The sequence below is a fragment of the Bacillus sp. AFS041924 genome (assembly GCF_002577195.1).
Classification (GTDB): Bacteria; Bacillota; Bacilli; order Bacillales; family Bacillaceae_G; genus Gottfriedia.
On sequence record NZ_NULG01000022.1, the window covers coordinates 32,837 to 51,519 of the forward strand.

An 18,683-nucleotide genomic window follows, 5' to 3' on the forward strand; every position below is an offset into this window, starting at 1 on the left:
TTTTATACGATGAAAAGGATTATAATATTATAAAAACAAATTATCATTTAAACCATTAATACAACATCATCAAAAAATTGTAATTTTTATTATTAAATATTTTGATTAGTTTAAGTTTAACTATTGATTGTTTTATATTTTAACAACCTCTTATTATTTTTAAAATTTAATAATCAAAAAACGGGCTGTCTCAAAAGTGTTATAACTTTTAAGACAGCCCGTTTGAATTGTGTGATTAAACTTCCATGATAATTGGAAGAATCATTGGTTTGCGTTTTGTTTTTTCATATAAGAAAGGTGATAAAGTATCTGTAATTTCATTTTTGATTTCAGACCATTGAGACGTTTTGCGTTCCATGATTTTGTTTAAATGAGTAGAAATCATTGCTTGTGCTTCGTTAATTAGATCGCCACTTTCTCTCATGTAAACAAATCCGCGCGAAATGATATCTGGACCAGCAGAGATTTTAAATTCCTTCATATCGATGCTTACGACAACGATTACAAGACCTTCTTCAGATAAAATTCTACGATCTCTTAATACGATATTTCCGATATCACCGATACCACTTCCATCAATGTAAACATTGCCAGAAGGTACTTTTCCTGCAACCATTGCTTCATCTGCACGAAGAGCTAAAACCTCACCGTTATCCATAATAAAGCAATTTTCTTCAGGTACTCCACAGTCCATAGCAAGTTTAGCGTGCATACGTTGCATTCTATATTCACCGTGAATTGGCATAAAATACTTAGGCTTCATTAGTCTAAGCATTAATTTTTGTTCTTCCTGACCACCATGACCACTAGTATGTATGTCGTTTAATGATCCGTGAATTACTTCAGCGCCAGCACGATATAATAAGTTAATCGTACGATTTACGCTCATAGTATTACCTGGAATTGGTGAAGAAGAAAATACTACAGTATCTCCAGGAATTATTTGAATTTGACGATGTGTTCCATTTGCTATACGCGATAGAGCAGCCATTGGTTCACCTTGACTACCTGTACATAAAATAACAATTTGATTAGCAGGAATACGATTAATTTGAGATGCGTCAATAAAAGTATCTTTAGGGCACTTAATATAACCTAAATCATGACCAATCTCGATATTAGCTTCCATACTTCTACCGAAAACAGCAATTTTACGTCCAGTTGCAATAGCAGCCTCAACTACCTGTTGAAGACGATGGATGTTTGAAGCAAATGTTGCAAAAATGATTCGACCGTCTACTTTACGGAAAATTTCATTAATCGTGTCTCCTACTTTTCGTTCAGACATTGTAAAATGTGATACTTCACTATTAGTACTGTCAGAAAGCAGACATAAAACGCCTTCCTTACCAATCTCAGCCATTTTTGTTAAGTTAGCTGTTTCTCCAACTGGTGTAAAGTCGAATTTGAAGTCTCCGGTATGAACTACTTGTCCTTGAGGCGTTTTTACAACAATTCCGTAACAATCTGGAATACTGTGAGTAGTACGGTAAAATGTAACACTAGTTTTTCTAAATTTAATGATGTCATCTTCTTTTATTTCAATTAATTTTGCTTTTCTTAAAAGACCATGCTCTTCTAATTTATTTCTAATTAAACCAAGAGCAAGTTTGCCACCATAAATCGGGATATTTAATTCTCTTAATAAATATGGAATACCACCAATGTGGTCTTCATGTCCGTGAGTGATAAATAAACCTTTAATTTTTTCCTCATTTCGAACTAAATAGGAATAATCAGGGATTACATAGTCTATTCCTAGTAGTTCATCTTCAGGGAATTTGATTCCGGCATCAATTAATATAATTTCATCTTGATATTGTACTGCGTATGTATTTTTTCCAATTTCCCCTAAGCCGCCTAGTGCGAATACGGCAGCTTGATCATTTTTAAGAAATTTCATAAATTACGCTAGCTCCAAAATTTTAAAGCTTTCAGATTGTTTTTCGAATTCAAGATGAGCACCGGTTAAAGCTTGAACAAGCTCAATATTATAATTGAAAGGTAATAATTTCGCACGAACTTCTCTTTCACTATCTGCTTCTACATAAACTGTTTTAGTTTTTTCTCTTACAGGTACCTCTAAAGGTAATTCCTGATAGTATACTTTAAAAATCATTTAAATCTCTCCTTGTCAAATCACTATCTTCTCAATATTATAAGTGATTTTTTATATATTTTCATTCTTTTTATTGAAGATTAACTAAAATACGCTCAATTTAAAAAAATATTTGAAATGATTGAGATATATTTCTTCTTTTTCAATAATTGTTTTAGCCGTTTTTTTAATTTATTTCTAAGTTTACGTAACATTAGTTTTACCTCCTAAACATGAAATTAAACTTATATGTAGAGAACACGGACATAGTATATTTATGTGTAGTATTGATCGAAAAAACATTTTCATACAATATATTCACAAAAGCAGTTAAAATAGAGTCTATCTTAAAGGTAAGGGGAGAAATATGTGAAGAAGTTATATGGAGCTTTATTTTTGTTAAGTATTATTTGGAGTACATCTTTTTTATTTATTAAGCTCCTTCTAAACGACATTGGCCCAGAAGCTATCGTATTTTATCGTTGTTTCTTTGGTGCCATTACTTTATTAATTATTATGTTAATAAAAAGGGTAAAGATTGATTATAAAAATTTACCGAAAATGAGCCTAATTATTATCATCTCATTATTTAATCATGCAATACCGTGGCTTTTTCTATCATTTAGTGAAACCCATCTCCATAGTAATGAAGCTGCAATGTTAAATGCGTTTACTCCAATTGCTACACTCATTATTGGCTATTTTTTCTTTTCACAAAAAATTAAAAGGAAACAATGGATTGGGCTTATTATAGGGATTATCGGATTAATGATTATGATGAACATTAACCCTTCAACAATTTTCTCTAATAATATAATTTATTCATTACTTATGTTATTTGTTACATTAAGTTATGGGCTTGGTTCACATTTAACTAAAAAGTATTTACAAAAAATTGAAGTAATGATTGTATCGTTTTTAACACTTAGTATTTCTGGTATATTCGGCTTTATATATATGATTGTTTTAGGGAAGGGTACTTTTGAACCTTTTGTTAATTTTGATGTTTTTAGTGGTGTTTTCGGCCTAGGCGTATTATGTTCGGGGTTGGCATATTTATTATTTTATTATATGGTTAAAGAAGGAAGTGCAGAGTTTGCAACAATGGTTACTTATATAGTTCCTGTGTTTGCTTCTGTTTGGGGCTTTTTCTTTTTAAACGAACCTTTATCATACAAAATGATATTGGGGTTATTAATTGTACTTCTAGGAGTATTTATTACGAATAGTAAACAAAAGTCAAAAATTGATAACTCAAAAGCAAATGCAGCATCTTAGTGAGGAGAGAAAAATATGACTAAACCAATCGTTTTTTTTGATATAGATGGAACGATTTTAAATCATGATAAAGTAATTCCGGAAAGTACAAAGAAAGCAATTTCGGAACTTCAAAATAAAGATATTCACGTAGCGATTGCAACTGGACGTGCTCCATTTATGTTTAAAGAACTTCGTGATGAGTTAAATATAAATACTTTTGTTAGTTTAAACGGGCAGTATGCTGAATTTGAAGGTGAAACAATTCATACACACGCTCTACACCCAGAACAACTGCATCAATTTGCTCAAAGAGCAAAAGAATTAGATGTTCCACTAGTATATTTAAACAATGAGACAATGAAAGCATCGATTGAAACACATCCTCATATAAAAGAAGCTATGACTTCAATTAGAATGCATCATCCTGAAGTACAGCTTGATTTTTATCACAACCGTGATATTTACCAAGTGTTATTGTTTTGTGAAGAGCATGAAGAGTCTAAATTAACGGATGGTTTTAATGACTTTAATTTCATTCGCTGGCATGAATATTCGTCGGATGTCCTACCTATCGGAGGATCTAAAGCGAATGGAATTCAACAAATGGTAAATCATCTTGGATTTGATATGAACAATGTAATCGCATTTGGTGACGGATTAAATGATTTAGAAATGATCGAAAAAGTTGGTACTGGTATCGCTATGGGAAATGCAGTACAACCACTTAAAAAACTAGCTAATCATATTACAACAAATGTTGATGAAGACGGAATTTTAAACGGCTTAAAATGGGCAGGTCTTCTTAAATAAAAAAGAGCGATTTCCAATCGCTCTTTTTTTAATTTCTCTCTAAAGGTAAAGCACCTTCTGGAGGAGAAAAAGGATTCGTTTTATTAATACGATCATAAAACATGACGCCATTTAAATGATCAATTTCATGCTGGAAGCAAATGGCTGGTAAACCCTTTAAACGGATTTTAACTTCTCCAAGTCTTGAGTCAAAGCCAGTTACAGTGATTCTTGCATATCTAGGTACAAAACCAGGAACATCTCGATCCACAGATAAGCAGCCTTCGCCACCTGATAAATAAACTTGCTCTACAGAATGACTTACAATTTTAGGATTTAATAATGCATAACTAAATAAATTACCTTGCTGATCAGTCACATGAACCCCTATTGCTCTTTTAAGTATGCCGATTTGTGGTGCGGCCAAACCAATTCCAGATCGTAAACCATATTCAGCAGCTATTTCTGGATTTTGACTATTAATAACATATTCCAATAATGAATTTACTAAATGTATATCTTCATTCGAAGGAGGTAAGCTTACTTCACTCGAGACCTCTCTTAACCTAGGGTCCCCTTCTCGAATTATATCTTTCATTGTAATCAAATGAATTTCACTCCTGTCTTATTATTTCTTTAAGTATAAGTATGAACTATTCACTAGTATTATTAATTTAGTCTATCAAATCTTTTATAAATTGTCAGTCATTCAACAATATAATGGAAAAAGGAGCGATATAATAATCGCTCCTAAAGTTTGTGGTTATACATTTAATAATAGAGGCTGTGTCAGTGTGAATTATAAAACGAAAGCTGCACCAACGATAATTAATAAAATGAATAGAACAACGATTAATGCGAAACCACCGTAACCGCATCCGCATCCGCCATAACCAGGGTATCCACCTTTTCCGTATCCGTAACCGTACATAATATAACCTCCCTTTAAACTGTTTCCGCATATAGCGGATACTACAAATTATGAAAAAGTACATAAAGTGTGTGGGTATGTGACCATATTATTTTTTGAGGACGTATAAAAAATATGAAAAGATGCAATATGAAATTAATACGACAAAAATTTGGGTGGAATTATGAATAAAAAATTCATTTCTTTATTTCTTGTAATAGGTCTTTTATTAATCTTTTGTACGGGGTGTACATCTCAAGTAAAACAAAGGAATTTAGTCATAAATCAACTAAGTAAAATTACAAAAATGGAGCAAAAATTTCAAAAAGCTGGTGTAAAAATTCAAAAATTAGAAATAAATGAATTGGAGTATTATGAAAAAATTTATTTATATAAAATTAATGAAGTAAATAAAAGACAAGAGTCGGCCAAACAAGCGATTAATTTATTAAATGAGCGGAAAGATGGAGTGAATGAGGAGTCAAAATTAATTCACGACATAGACATAAAAATTGAAGAACTTCAAACAATAAACATTGAAACAAAAGATGAACAGTTTCGCAATGAAGTAAATAACTTCATTAAAATCTGGAGAGAAAGAACTAATTTATACGATAAATTGAATTCGAAATATAAACAAGCTATAGAAACGGATCTTTCAATTTATAAGTTATTATCTCAGAAAAAAGTTGATTTAAAAAATGTAAAGGGTAAGACAAAGAATACAAATAAGATTTATAAAGATGTCATTAAATATAATGATCAATTAAATCTTTATACTCAAAAATTAAATAATCTACAAAAAGACATATATGAAAAATATGGTAAATAACTGGAATTAACTAGATTAATTCACCAAAAATCGTTGTAGTACAGTTTGGAATTTATCATAAAAAAAATCTGGTTTTAGCTATTTAAGTATAATTTAAAAGAGTTTCTGTTATTGTATAACAGATTGCTGTTTCAAAGGTAGTACAGGGCGGAAAAAATGTAACAAGTTTTCCGAAAAATCATGAATAAAATAATACAACAAAATATTTGACGAGTTTATGAACGTGTTATAAACTGTACTAGTGCTCAATGTTGTACTAATGTAATACACAATTAGAATAAGTACAGTTTTTTAATTATAAGTACAAGGTACTTATAGTTACTCTTAAGAAAATACACATGATGGATATAGTAAATAAATCCTCCATAATTAAAGAAGGGTGTGGGTTAAGTGGCAACTACTACTAAGAAAGTAGATGGAAAGGAAACAACGGAAATGAAGAATACAAAAACTGTTTCTGAATTAATGAATCATATGCTTCAATTTGGTGATTCAGTTGAAACTCTTCAAATTTTAAATGAAGAGGGAGAAGTCGTTAACGAAGCAGCAATGCCAGAATTATCTGACGAAAAATTAAAAGAATTAATGAAGCGTATGGTATGGACTCGAGTTCTTGATCAACGTTCTATTTCTTTAAACAGACAAGGTCGTTTAGGGTTCTACGCTCCGACTGCAGGACAAGAAGCATCTCAATTAGCAAGTCAATTTGCTCTTGAAAAAGAAGACTTTATCTTACCTGGTTACCGTGATGTACCTCAAATGATCTGGCACGGTCTACCATTATACAAAGCATTTTTATGGTCACGTGGACATTTAGTAGGAAGTCAAGTTCCTGAAGATGTAAATGTAATCTTCCCACAAATTATTATTGGTGCTCAAATTATTCAAGCTGCGGGTGTGGCGCTTGGTAAAAAATTAAAAGGGCAAAACTCTGTTGCCATTACATATACAGGTGACGGTGGAGCTTCTCAAGGTGACTTCTACGAAGGTTTAAACTTTGCTGGTGCTTACAATGCTCCTGCAATTTTCATTGTTCAAAATAACAGATACGCAATCTCAACTCCTGTTTCTAAGCAATCAAAAGCTAGAACAATTGCTCAAAAAGCAATTGCAGTAGGTATTGCAGGTATTCAAGTTGATGGTATGGATCCATTAGCAGTATATGCTGCTACATCAGAAGCTCGTAAACGTGCAATTAATGGTGAAGGTCCAACATTAATCGAAACATTAACATTCCGTTATGGTCCACATACAATGGCTGGGGATGACCCAACTCGTTACCGTACAAAAGATACTGAAAATGAGTGGGAAGCAAAGGATCCAATCGTTCGTTTCCGTAAGTTCTTAGAGAAAAAAGGTCTTTGGACTGAAGCAGAAGAAAATGCAATTATCGAAGAAGCAAAAGAAGCAATTAAAGATGCGATTAAACTTGCTGACCAAGAGCCAAAACAAAAAGTTACTGATTTAATGGCTAATATGTTCGAAACTAAAACAAGTAATATAGAAGAGCAATTTGCAATTTACAAAGAGAAGGAGTCGAAGTAAGTCATGGCGCAAATGACAATGATTCAAGCTATCACAGATGCATTACGCGTTGAAATGAAAAACGATCCAACTGTAGTAGTATTCGGTGAAGACGTTGGAGTAAACGGTGGTGTATTCCGTGCAACTGAAGGTTTACAAGCAGAGTTCGGTGAAGAGCGTGTATTTGATACACCACTTGCTGAATCAGGAATCGGTGGATTAGCAATCGGTCTTGGAATCCAAGGTTTCCGTCCTGTACCAGAAATTCAATTCTTCGGATTCTTATTTGAAATTATGGACTCAATCGCAGGTCAAGCTGCTCGTATGCGTTACCGTACAAGTGGTCGTTTCACTTCTCCAATTACTTTCCGTTCACCATTTGGTGGTGGGGTTCATACTCCAGAAATGCACGCGGATAGTTTAGAAGGATTAATGGCTCAAACTCCTGGTTTAAAAGTAGTCATTCCATCAACTCCTAAAGATGCGAAAGGTCTTTTAATTTCATCTATTCGTGATAACGACCCAGTTATCTACTTAGAGCACATGAAATTATATCGTTCTTTCCGTGAAGATGTACCTGAAGGTGAGTACACAATCGAATTAGGTAAAGCTGATGTTAAACGTGAAGGTAAAGACGTTTCTGTATTTGCTTACGGTGCAATGGTTCACACTGCATTAAAAGCTGCAGAAGAATTAGAAAAAGAAGGTGTATCAGTAGAAGTAGTTGACTTACGAACTGTTCACCCATTAGATACTGCTGCAATCGTTGCGTCTGTTGAGAAAACTGGCCGTGCAGTTGTTGTACAAGAAGCACAAAAACAAGCTGGTATTGCTGCAAATGTAGTTGCTGAAATTAATGACCGTTGTATTCTTTCATTAGAAGCACCAGTTGTACGTATTACTGCAGCTGACACTGTATACCCATTCTCAGAAGCAGAAACTGTTTGGTTACCAAACCATAAAGATGTAGTTGAAGGTATTCAAAAAGTTTTAAACTTCTAATTGATTATGTAACAAAAATAGAGAAAGGTATTTGATGAATTCATCAATACCTTTCTTACATTATAGATAAAAATTTAAAAATTAATTTAATTTTGTTCGGAGGTAGAAATCTGTGTCAAACTCAGTGGCAAGTCTATTTGAATTTAGATTACCAGATATCGGTGAAGGTATTCACGAAGGTGAAATTGTAAAGTGGTTTATTAAAGCAGGAGACGAAGTAAATGAAGATGATATCATTTGTGAAGTTCAAAATGATAAATCTGTAGTTGAAATCCCATCACCTGTTAAAGGTAAAGTATTAGAAGTTCTAGTTAGCGAAGGAACTGTTGCGGTTGTTGGTGACGTATTAGTACGCTTAGATGCACCTGGCTATGAAAACATTAGCTTTAAAGGTCAACATGCTGAAGAAGCGCAAGTTACTACTCCTGTACCAGAAGCTGCTGAAGCAGTTCAAGCAAAAGTACAAGAATCTTATGAGCAAGCTGAACCAAAAACAGATGCTGCACCACTTTCTCCAGTTGCTGCAATTGAGCCAAAAGCACATGTAATTGCTATGCCTTCTGTACGTAAATATGCTCGTGAGAAAAACGTAGATTTACGTATTGTTCCAGGTTCAGGTAAAAATGGCCGTGTAACGAAAAAAGACGTAGATGCATTCTTAGCAGGCGGAGTTGCACCAGTTGCAGCTGCACAAACTGAGGTTGCTGTTGAAGTTGTATCTGAAACATCAGCTGTAAAAGAAGAAGCTCCAAAAGCAATGCCAATTCCTGAAGGTGCATACCCTGAAACTCGTGAAAAAATGAGTGGAATTCGTAAAGCAATTGCAAAAGCAATGGTTAACTCTAAACATACTGCTCCTCACGTAACATTAATGGATGAAGTAGATGTAACTAAACTAGTTGCTAGCCGTAAAAAATATAAAGAAGTTGCAGCTGCACAAGGTATTAAATTAACATTCTTACCTTATGTTGTTAAGGCTTTAACTTCTGCATTACGTAAATTCCCAGCATTAAATACATCAATCGATGATGCTACTAGCGAAATCGTACACAAACATTACTATAATATTGGTATTGCTGCAGACACTGACAAAGGTTTATTAGTACCTGTTGTTAAAGATGCTGATCGTAAAGCTATTTTCTCAATTTCTGCTGAAATTAACGAATTAGCTACAAAAGCACGTGATGGCAAATTAGCTCCTGCAGAAATGAAAGGTGCAACTTGCACAATCACAAACATTGGTTCTGCAGGTGGACAATGGTTTACGCCAGTAATTAACCACCCAGAGGTTGCGATTTTAGGTATTGGTCGTATCGCTGAAAAACCAGTAGTTATTAATGGAGAAATCGTAGCAGCTCCAGTATTAGCGTTATCATTAAGCTTTGACCACCGTATTATCGATGGTGCAACAGCTCAAAACGCTTTAAACCACATTAAACGATTATTAAATGATCCAGAATTATTATTAATGGAGGCGTAAGATAGATGGTAGTAGGAGATTTCGCAATTGAACTAGATACGGTCGTTATCGGTGCTGGTCCTGGTGGTTATGTTGCAGCAATTCGTGCAGCACAACTTGGACAAAAAGTAGCCGTTGTTGAAAGAGGTAATCTAGGAGGAGTATGTTTAAACGTAGGTTGTATTCCTTCAAAAGCATTAATTACAGCAGGTCACCGTTATGAGACTGCTAAACATTCTGAAGATATCGGTATTACAGCTGAAAATGTAAAAGTTGATTTTACAAAAGTTCAAGCTTGGAAAAGCAGTGTTGTTTCTAAATTAACTGGTGGTGTAGCTGGTTTATTAAAAGGAAACAAAGTTGAAGTTATTAAAGGTGAAGCTTACTTTAATGATGCAAACACACTACGTGTTATTACTGAAGATTCAGCTCAAACATATACATTTAACAATGCGATTATCGCAACAGGTTCAACTCCGATCGAAATCCCAGGATTCAAATGGAGTAACCGTGTAATCGATTCAACAGGTGCATTAAACTTACCAGAAATTCCAAAAAAATTAGTTGTTATTGGTGGCGGCTATATCGGTATGGAATTAGGTACAGCTTATGCAAACTTTGGTACTCACGTAACAATTCTTGAAGCTGGTGACGAAATCTTAAATGGTTTTGAAAAATCTATGAGCTCAATCGTTAAACGTGGATTAAAGAAAAAAGGTAATGTTGATATCGTAACAAAAGCGTTCGGTAAAGGCGTTGAAGAAACTGCTGACGGCGTAACTGTTAAATTTGAAGCTAATGGAGAAATGAAAGAAATCGAAGCTGATTACGTATTAGTAACAGTTGGACGTTTCCCAAATTCTCGTGACATGGGCTTAGAAAATGTTGGTGTTGAAATTAACGAACGTGGTGTAATTACAACTGATCAACAAGCTCGTACAACAGTTAAAAACATTTTTGCGATTGGTGATGTAATTGCAGGACCACCATTAGCACACAAAGCTTCTTATGAAGGTAAAGTGGCTGCTGAGGCGATTAGCGGTATGCCAAGTCAAATTGAATACTTAGCAATCCCTGCAGTAGTATTCACAGATCCAGAACTAGCAACTGTTGGTTATACTAAAAAACAAGCGGATGAAGAAGGATTAGCTGTAAATGTTGCAAAATTCCCATTCGGTGGAAATGGTCGCGCATTATCACTAAATTCAACTGACGGATTCGTACAATTAATTTCTCGTAAAGAAGATGGAGTACTAGTTGGTGCTCAAGTTGCAGGTGTAAATGCTTCGGATATCATTTCTGAGCTTGGCCTTGCAATTGAAGCTTGCATGAGCGTTGAGGATATTGCTCAAACAATTCATGCTCACCCAACATTAGGTGAAATCTCAATGGAAGCTGCAGAGTTAGCGATGGGTCATCCAATCCACGTTTTAAAATAATATCTTAAAAACCTCCTATTTAATAGGAGGTTTTTTTCGTTTAAAATACTGTTTAAATTAATTTAAAACGCTTATGACAAAGCGTTAGGGATAAAGTTAACTTATGGATACTGAACACCGTATAATGCAAAATACGAAGAAAAAAATAGATTAAAACCCTCCTAAATATAGTAGGGTTTTTTGCATGATTAAGGCATGTCTAGCATAACGTTTAGAAAACAAACTTTCTAGTATTTGATGATTGAATGGTGGGAGTATCGATGAGAAAACAATTAATAGTATTAATGATTCATCAACTATTTTGGGTAGGTTTTTCATATGTAGTGTTCCTATCTAAAAGAGATCAAATTTATTCGAAGGTTATTTTGTTTTTAGTCTTCTTTTACCAGCTGTATTTAATTGCTAAATACGTTGGAAATACAAGAAAAGCAAGTATTATAATTACTTGCTTTTATGCTTCGGTATTTTTCTTTTGTCAGGCAATCGTAAAATTATTTTGAATTAACGTTTGTAAAAATACATGATTCGATTGTTAAATAATTCTAGTTTTGCTTCAATTTTTTGAGCTAAATATCGACAAAGCTCATTTGCTTTTCCTTTATCTCCATATGTTGAGTTTGGTAAAAGTGTAATTACGATATTTTTGTCATCTTGGATTGAAACAACAAAATGTTTATAACGAGAGTCATTACTCTGTAAATAAAGTGCTTCTTGGTCGTCTAATTTTTTGTTTGAAATTGTATAAGGAAAGGAAGCCCTTTCATAATTCCAGTCAACTTGTTGGCCAATTTTAGTTGAAGAATGTATGTAATCATTAATTAAATTATTTATTAAATCTAAATTTGCTTCTTGGTATTTTGATTTATCCACTAATTGAATGGTAGCTTGTTGAACCATTTTTAAACTTTCCCCCTAAGATGTTTTATGAAAAACATCACTTTTAATCTTTATTATCATAACATTATTTCAAATTTTTAGACAAGTATTCGGTATGAAATTAATCTTTTCTTCATATGTATTAACTTACAACACTAAATTGAGGAGTGGGTGAAGCAATGTTTGAAAAACTATATGATGATCATGAAAATGTAAGAGTCAGATTCGTAGGCTTCGTCGCAAATGATGTAAGATATGATATTGGCATTGTATATACGAACATGTTCTTTGGAAAGCCACTCGTCATCTGCATGCAGTCTAGACAATGTATTTTACTAGATCGACAGGACGTTTCTTTTCCAAACCAATTGAAATTTTTATGTAAGCTTAAAACAGAAGAAGAAGCAATGGAGCTCGCAGAATATTTAGCGGATTGGTTACCGTCACCAAGTATAGAGGAGAGCTATGAGTAAAAAATAAATATGTTATACTAATTGAATGGCATACACCTTAAAAAACCCCTTGAATAATCTAGTATCAGAAGATTAAAGTTATACTTATTTACACATTGCGTAAATAAGTATAACACTTTATAATGAAGATAGTTAATTGATACAACATTATGAAAGGGGTTACAACAATGGGGACGTTCGTATGTAAATGTTGTGATAAAATAGTAGGTCATTTCGAGGATGAAAAAGTAACTACTCTTTATGTGAAAGATTGTGAAGATTGTCAACCTACAGAAAATGAAGCTTGCTAATTTACTAATAAAATAAAGTGTCCAATAGCAAATCTCAAAAGACATCTAAAATAATGAAATTCCACAAGGGATCAATTTACCTTGTGGTTTTTTTGTTATTCATTACGTTGATAACTTAATTTGGATATATTAACGAGGTCAAAGAATTTTAGCAATCTATAAAATAGCCGAACAATTTTTTTACGGAGTGCACAGCTTACACATTAGTTCACAAATCATTGTTTGATTTATATGTACATAAAAAGGGAGACTAAAAAAAGTCACCCTCATTTTTCGTTTATGCTATTTGAGTTTGATCACCAATTCTTGCTGTTATTACATCAGAAGAAACTTCCCTCGTTGTTACTGGTATTAATTTTGAATCATCCTTTAAATATGGAGCCATTTCATTTGAATCGATTCTTGTATTTAAATTTGTTAAAAAGGCAGAAACCATTGCAAACGGATATCTATGCATATTTAAATGGAAAATAATCTCTTGTAGTGTACGTATTCCGATACCGTGACCATAATAATAATTACTTCCCATAGTAACAGTATTTTCACCTTGCCATTCTGGGGTCATTGGATCAACTTGGGGATTTTTTATATAAACTACGTCTCCAGGAGCTGGGCGATCGACTTCAGCTGTTAATATCGCTAATTTATGGTCATAATTCCAAGTGTATAAGTAGAAACCATTATCGAAAATTTCATCAAAAATTTCGTATCCGTATAAATCTAAAAGGGCTTTATAAAATATCATTATGATTGCAGTAGCACATTCTGTTGCATATAATTGTCCGTTTCGAAAAATATCGTATATTCCCATTGATGCTCTTATGCCTGGCCTAAGTCGAAATCCTCCCATTGGAGTCCGAATCCAAAACATAGGATTACAATATGCTCGTCGAAATACCCTAAATTGCATACCACTTGCCATTAAATCTTTAGAGGCCCGAAGTATATAAGTACGAAGTGTTAAATCAAATGATAATTCACGGTTTGATTTATAAATATGAGATTTTTTACTTGATGTTAAATCAGACAATATCTCTTTATAAAGATTATTATTTGAATCTGAGCTATTTTTTAATGAAGCATGAACAATTTTATTATTCACGACTATCAATAAGTTCACATCCTAACATAAAAACAATATTTTGTACGAATCAAATTAATTACCTTACCTATCATATGCCTATATAAGTTAGTTGTGATTTATAATACAAAAAAACTAGGATTCTTTTCCTAGTTTCTTTATGAAAGTTTAATTATTTTAATACTTTTAGCGTTAGTAATTCTTCGTCTTCGGGACCTTGAACAGGTAGTCCTGCTTCAATATTCTTTTTTATATATACTAGATTTTCAAGTGTAATTTCTTCACCTGGTAAAAAGATTGGAATCCCAGGTGGATAAACCATTACAAATTCAGCAATAATTCTTCCAACAGAATCTTCAAGCGGTACAGATTCTGTTTCAGAATAAAATGCGTCTCGTGGAGAAACTGCTAAATTTGGAATCGTAGGAATTTCAACGTTTAAATTTGTATTACGTTCTGAAATTTCAAACTCAGTTACTAACACCTCTAGTGCGTGAATTAACTGCTGAATATCTTCTTCACTATCGCCTGGTGTTAAAATACAAAGAACATTATATAAGTCGGACATTTCAACTTCGATATTAAATCGCTCTCTTAACCAAACTTCAACGTCATGGCCAGTTATACCTAATTTTTTAACACTTATTAATATTTTAGTAGGATCAAAATTAAATGTAGCCTCTTTTCCAACTAAGTCATAACCAGGGCAATATAAGCCATTAATTGAATTGATTTTATGACGAACATTGTTTGCTAGTCTAATAGTATTCGTAAGCAATTCTTCACCAACAGTGGCTAATCTCTTTCTTGCAACATCAAGTGAGGCTAGCAATAAATAAGAAGTTGAAGTAGTTGTCAGCATACTTAGTATGGATTGTACCCTGTGAACATTCACAATGCCTTCTCTTACATTTAAAATGGAACTTTGAGTCATAGAGCCACCAAGCTTATGTACGCTCGTAGCAGCCATGTCAGCCCCTGCTTGCATCGCAGAGATCGGTAATTCATCATGGAAATGTATATGTACACCATGTGCCTCATCAACTAATACTGCTAAGCCATGTGAATGAGCAAGTTCAACAATGCTTTTTAAGTCTGCTACAAAACCAAAATATGTAGGATTGATGACTAGTACTGCTTTTGCATCTGGATTATTTAAAATTGCCTCTTTTACTGCATTTGTAGTAATACCGTGTGAAATACCTAATTCACTATCAATTTCAGGATGAACAAATATTGGTGTTGCACCTGAGAAAATGATGGCAGATAATACTGATTTATGAACATTTCTTGGAACGATAATTTTATCGCCAGGTCCACAAACACTCATTACCATTGTCATGATAGCTCCACTTGTTCCTTGAACTGAAAAAAAAGTGTGGTCAGCGCCAAATGCTTTAGCTGCAAGATCTTGTGCTTGTTTTATTTTACCTTTTGGATGATGTAAATCATCTAAAGGAGCAATGTTGATTAAATCGATTGATAAAGCATTATCGCCTATAAACTCTCTAAATGTTGGATCCATTCCATTTCCTTTTTTATGTCCCGGAATATGGAACTGAATTGGGTTCTTCTTTGCATGTTCTAATAAAGAAGAAAATAACGGTGTTTCATTTTGTTTCATTTTTAACATACACCCCATTTAATGAATAATAGTGTTTTTCGGAAGTGGTATGTTTGTAAACAATTCAACTGTTTACTCTCATTAAGTTATAAACTGTCTTACCTTCATTTGAAAAACAAAAAGATTATATCATTCTATGAATTTTCTGTATAGAAAAATATTATTAAGTAATGAAATTTTATTCATCCGGATGAAAATATATCAATTTATTAAATAAGAATGGAATTTGAAAAATGTGTTAAAATGGAATTAATTAGATAATAGTAGGAGTGAAGTAAATGGATTACCAGTACCCAATTTCATATGACTGGACAACAAATGAGACGATAGAAGTAATACAATTCTACACATCGGTAGAAAGAGCATATGAAAAGGGGATCGAACGAGAAGAATTAATGGCTGCGTACAAACAGTTTAAATCAATCGTACCTAGTATTGCTCAAGAAAAAAAATTATGTAACGAATTAGAGGAGCTATCGGGCTATTCTGCCTATCGAGTAATGCAAAAAGCTAAAAATGGTGCACCTGGCGATAAAATTAAAATGTAAATAGTAAAGGTTTAGGTTAATTTAATATCCGTTAGAAAAAATTTAAAGCCCATTTCTGGCTAATAAACTAACTGAAATGGGCTTTTTATCTACTTGTTTAAGCCTAAGTATTTCAATTTCATATTTCGTCCTGTCGAAAAATGTGTAAAGAATGGGCATAGACTTTTGTTTTTGACATATGTATAATTAAACAACACTTATATTAATTCATTTTATACTTATATTGTATAAAGGAATTAAAGTATTATATGTATCTATAATACGTTGGATTAGTTCTTCCTTTGTAAGTGTAATTGCTTCATCTTTTGGAATCGTAATTCCACATAGGTATTCTGCTTTTTTTACATCATGAAATCTTTGGATACCTTTACCAAATTCATCTTTTGTCAATTTACTTTTTGGTATCACATCAGGCTTCATATGATCGTATGATACAACAAAATCTTTTGGAATCATTTTGTACAGTTTATTTTTATTCTTTTCAAAGTTAGTTGCAATCGATTGCTTATTTGGACTTTCATAAATAATTCCAAAGTAAACGAAAAGATGGGTACCCCACAGTCCAAATTGGAAATGAGGAAGCATTTTGTATCCTCGATTATTTGTAGCAAATGCAATCCAAGTATCTTTTGGAGCATTTACAGTACGACGAGCATGCTTTGCAATATGGCCAAAAAAGTTTTGATCAGTTTGTCTATTTAAAAAAGGTAAGATTTCTTCTTCGACTTCTTTGAATTTTGGTTGAATTTCATTTTGGATAGCACTCATTCTAGTTTCTAAAGTTGAGTCAGTTGTAAATATTTCAAAATCACTTTCTTTAAAAAAAGATTGAATCATTTTTGAACCCCCTAGTTACATTTCTCTGATTAGTATACCATGTTTGTCCAAAACAAATGGGTAATATGTTTCTTTATAAAATAGTTACATTATAAGCTTAAATAACATATATTAGTAGCAAGATAAAAATCAGAAAATTTTGTTAATTAACTTTTACAATTTGTTTTGCCAACTTATATTCTATGGAGGGATTATGATGAGACAAGTGATTAATGCGTTAAAAAGAACTGATGCTGAAAAGAGAATACCTGTACTTAGATTAGAGTTAGATTATGAATTAGCTACTCTATTCGATGCTATGACAGTCAACGATAACGAAGCAATGGTTGAATCTAAGAAGAAATTAGAATTATTAAGATTAGAATTAATTCGTCTAGAAGCTTAGCGAGTTTATTTACCGAACCTTTAAATAGGTTCGTTTTTCTGTGCGCTAATTCCCTAGTCCGCCCACCCAATGATTTATCGTATGCCCTCCCTCCAAAAAAGTTCCTCCTTAAGATCAATAAATTCATTTCATTAGGTTTTTTTAGGATAAAATTGGTAAACTGATATACAGGACCATAATATTATTAGTTTAAGCATGTAGAGTTTGGAGTGTTTAAAATGAATGAAGATTGGAAAAAAATTGAACAATTCGCTAGGAATTTGCTTCAAGAGGCAGCAGAAAATATTAAGAGCTCTTTATATGACTCCATAACAATCAATACAAAATCAAATGAGAATGACCTTGTAACAAATAAAGATGAAGAAATTGAAAAATTCTTTTATGAAAAAATAAAAAAGAAATTTCCAAATCATTACTTACTTGGTGAGGAAGGTAAGGGTGATGAGTTGGATCATGTAGATGGAATTGTATGGATTCTTGATCCAATCGATGGAACGATGAATTTTGTCCATCAAAAGCGTAATTTTATGATATCTTTAGGTATTTATGAAAATGGTATAGGTAAAATGGGATTTATATTAGATGTTATACATAATGAACTATATTTTGCCAAAAAGGGAGAGGGTGCCTTTTTAAATGATCTAGCATTAACTCCTTTGAAAAATGTAGTATTAGATGAGGCTGTAATAGCTGTAAATGCCATTTGGTTAACAAAAAATCATTATTTAAATCATGAAAAATTAGGAAGTTTAATTCGCAGGGTTAGAGGAAGTAGATCGTATGGATCTGCTGCAATGGAAATGGTCTATGTTGCTATGGGAAGAATAGATGCATATATCACCCCAAGATTATCACCTTGGGATTTTGCTGCGGGTAAAATTATTGTTGAAGAACTAGGTGGAGTTTGTACTACACTCAATAATGAAAGCCTTTCAATTCTTAAAAAAAGTTCAGTTCTTGTAAGTAACCCTTCGATTCATAAAGAATTGCTTACTGATTATATCGAGTTTTTACAAAAATAATAAAAAGAAGGTAAGTTTTAAACTTTACCTTCTTTTTTTAATTTAGCACGTAATGAAAAACCATAACCAACTAATAATATTGAGATAATTAGTGAAATCACAGCTCCAATAACACTTAGTTCGGCTAGCATTATACCAACCAGAATTAAGAAGATTACGGATAAAAGTGCTACACAGAAAAGTCTGAATTTAATACTAGACATAGTGAATCCCCCTATTCCTATTCTTATTTTA

22 protein-coding genes are annotated in these 18,683 nt (G+C 32.8%); 13 read left to right on the forward strand and 9 right to left on the reverse strand.

What is annotated here, in order from left to right:
• Positions 1 to 235: 235 nt before the first annotated feature.
• Positions 236 to 1,903 carry a ribonuclease J1 gene (gene rnjA, locus COC46_RS08090; protein WP_098809229.1) on the reverse strand — a complete coding sequence of 556 codons (1,668 nt, stop codon included), beginning with the start codon at positions 1,901 to 1,903 and terminating at the stop codon, positions 236 to 238.
• A 3-nt stretch (positions 1,904 to 1,906) separates the two neighbouring features.
• Positions 1,907 to 2,119 carry a DNA-dependent RNA polymerase subunit epsilon gene (locus COC46_RS08095; RefSeq protein WP_056468578.1) on the reverse strand — a complete coding sequence of 71 codons (213 nt, stop codon included), beginning with the start codon at positions 2,117 to 2,119 and terminating at the stop codon, positions 1,907 to 1,909.
• Positions 2,120 to 2,467: 348 nt separating this feature from the next.
• On the opposite strand from COC46_RS08095, the gene COC46_RS08100 reads away from it, so the two are divergent.
• Positions 2,468 to 3,376: a DMT family transporter gene (locus COC46_RS08100; protein ID WP_098809230.1), complete on the forward strand. Its 909-nt coding sequence runs from the start codon at positions 2,468 to 2,470 to the stop codon at positions 3,374 to 3,376.
• A 15-nt stretch (positions 3,377 to 3,391) separates the two neighbouring features.
• Positions 3,392 to 4,168 carry a Cof-type HAD-IIB family hydrolase gene (locus COC46_RS08105; protein WP_098809231.1) on the forward strand — a complete coding sequence of 259 codons (777 nt, stop codon included), beginning with the start codon at positions 3,392 to 3,394 and terminating at the stop codon, positions 4,166 to 4,168.
• Positions 4,169 to 4,196: 28 nt separating this feature from the next.
• On the opposite strand, the gene def is transcribed toward COC46_RS08105, so the two are convergent.
• Positions 4,197 to 4,754 (reverse strand): peptide deformylase, encoded by a 558-nt coding sequence (gene def, locus COC46_RS08110; RefSeq protein WP_098809232.1) that lies wholly within the window; start codon positions 4,752 to 4,754, stop codon positions 4,197 to 4,199.
• Between the two features lie 192 nt (positions 4,755 to 4,946).
• Positions 4,947 to 5,078: a YjcZ family sporulation protein gene (locus COC46_RS08115; protein WP_098809233.1), complete on the reverse strand. Its 132-nt coding sequence runs from the start codon at positions 5,076 to 5,078 to the stop codon at positions 4,947 to 4,949.
• Between the two features lie 163 nt (positions 5,079 to 5,241).
• On the opposite strand from COC46_RS08115, the gene COC46_RS08120 reads away from it, so the two are divergent.
• From COC46_RS08120 to COC46_RS08145, 6 genes are all read left to right on the forward strand, one after another.
• Positions 5,242 to 5,889 (forward strand): YkyA family protein, encoded by a 648-nt coding sequence (locus tag COC46_RS08120; RefSeq protein ID WP_098809234.1) that lies wholly within the window; start codon positions 5,242 to 5,244, stop codon positions 5,887 to 5,889.
• Positions 5,890 to 6,354: 465 nt separating this feature from the next.
• A complete protein-coding gene (gene pdhA / locus COC46_RS08125; RefSeq protein ID WP_255294848.1) occupies positions 6,355 to 7,434 on the forward strand; it encodes a pyruvate dehydrogenase (acetyl-transferring) E1 component subunit alpha in 1,080 nt (359 codons plus the stop codon).
• 3 nt (positions 7,435 to 7,437) lie between these two features.
• Entirely contained in the window at positions 7,438 to 8,415 is a 978-nt protein-coding gene (locus COC46_RS08130; protein WP_098809235.1) for an alpha-ketoacid dehydrogenase subunit beta, read from the forward strand.
• A 124-nt stretch (positions 8,416 to 8,539) separates the two neighbouring features.
• Entirely contained in the window at positions 8,540 to 9,895 is a 1,356-nt protein-coding gene (locus tag COC46_RS08135; RefSeq protein WP_098809265.1) for a dihydrolipoamide acetyltransferase family protein, read from the forward strand.
• 5 nt (positions 9,896 to 9,900) lie between these two features.
• Positions 9,901 to 11,313, forward strand: a complete 1,413-nt coding sequence (gene lpdA, locus COC46_RS08140) for a dihydrolipoyl dehydrogenase (protein ID WP_098809236.1) — start codon at positions 9,901 to 9,903, stop codon at positions 11,311 to 11,313.
• Between the two features lie 260 nt (positions 11,314 to 11,573).
• On the forward strand, positions 11,574 to 11,813 hold the full coding sequence (locus COC46_RS08145) for a hypothetical protein (RefSeq protein ID WP_098809237.1): 240 nt from the start codon (positions 11,574 to 11,576) through the stop codon (positions 11,811 to 11,813).
• 1 nt (position 11,814) lies between these two features.
• Here COC46_RS08145 and COC46_RS08150 read toward each other — a convergent pair whose 3' ends face one another.
• Positions 11,815 to 12,210: a DUF1885 family protein gene (locus tag COC46_RS08150; protein ID WP_098809238.1), complete on the reverse strand. Its 396-nt coding sequence runs from the start codon at positions 12,208 to 12,210 to the stop codon at positions 11,815 to 11,817.
• 158 nt (positions 12,211 to 12,368) lie between these two features.
• Between COC46_RS08150 and COC46_RS08155 the strand changes: the two genes are divergently transcribed.
• Both COC46_RS08155 and COC46_RS08160 read left to right on the forward strand, forming a co-directional pair.
• Positions 12,369 to 12,662: a DUF3055 domain-containing protein gene (locus COC46_RS08155; protein ID WP_098809239.1), complete on the forward strand. Its 294-nt coding sequence runs from the start codon at positions 12,369 to 12,371 to the stop codon at positions 12,660 to 12,662.
• Positions 12,663 to 12,829: 167 nt separating this feature from the next.
• Positions 12,830 to 12,952, forward strand: a complete 123-nt coding sequence (locus tag COC46_RS08160; RefSeq protein ID WP_098809240.1) for a GapA-binding peptide SR1P — start codon at positions 12,830 to 12,832, stop codon at positions 12,950 to 12,952.
• A gap of 277 nt (positions 12,953 to 13,229) precedes the next feature.
• On the opposite strand, the gene COC46_RS08165 is transcribed toward COC46_RS08160, so the two are convergent.
• On the reverse strand, positions 13,230 to 14,054 hold the full coding sequence (locus tag COC46_RS08165; protein ID WP_255294849.1) for a protein-glutamine gamma-glutamyltransferase: 825 nt from the start codon (positions 14,052 to 14,054) through the stop codon (positions 13,230 to 13,232).
• A gap of 151 nt (positions 14,055 to 14,205) precedes the next feature.
• Complete coding sequence (locus COC46_RS08170; protein ID WP_098809242.1) at positions 14,206 to 15,657, reverse strand: aminotransferase class I/II-fold pyridoxal phosphate-dependent enzyme; 1,452 nt, start codon at positions 15,655 to 15,657, stop codon at positions 14,206 to 14,208.
• A gap of 278 nt (positions 15,658 to 15,935) precedes the next feature.
• On the opposite strand from COC46_RS08170, the gene COC46_RS08175 reads away from it, so the two are divergent.
• Positions 15,936 to 16,205 (forward strand): UPF0223 family protein, encoded by a 270-nt coding sequence (locus COC46_RS08175; protein WP_098809243.1) that lies wholly within the window; start codon positions 15,936 to 15,938, stop codon positions 16,203 to 16,205.
• 207 nt (positions 16,206 to 16,412) lie between these two features.
• Here COC46_RS08175 and COC46_RS08180 read toward each other — a convergent pair whose 3' ends face one another.
• Positions 16,413 to 17,042 (reverse strand): YktB family protein, encoded by a 630-nt coding sequence (locus COC46_RS08180; RefSeq protein ID WP_098809244.1) that lies wholly within the window; start codon positions 17,040 to 17,042, stop codon positions 16,413 to 16,415.
• A gap of 196 nt (positions 17,043 to 17,238) precedes the next feature.
• On the opposite strand from COC46_RS08180, the gene COC46_RS08185 reads away from it, so the two are divergent.
• Both COC46_RS08185 and COC46_RS08190 read left to right on the forward strand, forming a co-directional pair.
• The gene (locus COC46_RS08185; RefSeq protein ID WP_098809245.1) at positions 17,239 to 17,427 is read left to right on the forward strand and encodes a hypothetical protein; all 189 of its coding nucleotides are present in this window, start codon (positions 17,239 to 17,241) and stop codon (positions 17,425 to 17,427) included.
• A gap of 218 nt (positions 17,428 to 17,645) precedes the next feature.
• The gene (locus tag COC46_RS08190; RefSeq protein ID WP_098809246.1) at positions 17,646 to 18,449 is read left to right on the forward strand and encodes an inositol monophosphatase family protein; all 804 of its coding nucleotides are present in this window, start codon (positions 17,646 to 17,648) and stop codon (positions 18,447 to 18,449) included.
• A 17-nt stretch (positions 18,450 to 18,466) separates the two neighbouring features.
• On the opposite strand, the gene COC46_RS08195 is transcribed toward COC46_RS08190, so the two are convergent.
• The gene (locus tag COC46_RS08195; protein WP_098809247.1) at positions 18,467 to 18,652 is read right to left on the reverse strand and encodes a DUF5325 family protein; all 186 of its coding nucleotides are present in this window, start codon (positions 18,650 to 18,652) and stop codon (positions 18,467 to 18,469) included.
• Between the last annotated feature and the right edge of the window lie 31 nt (positions 18,653 to 18,683).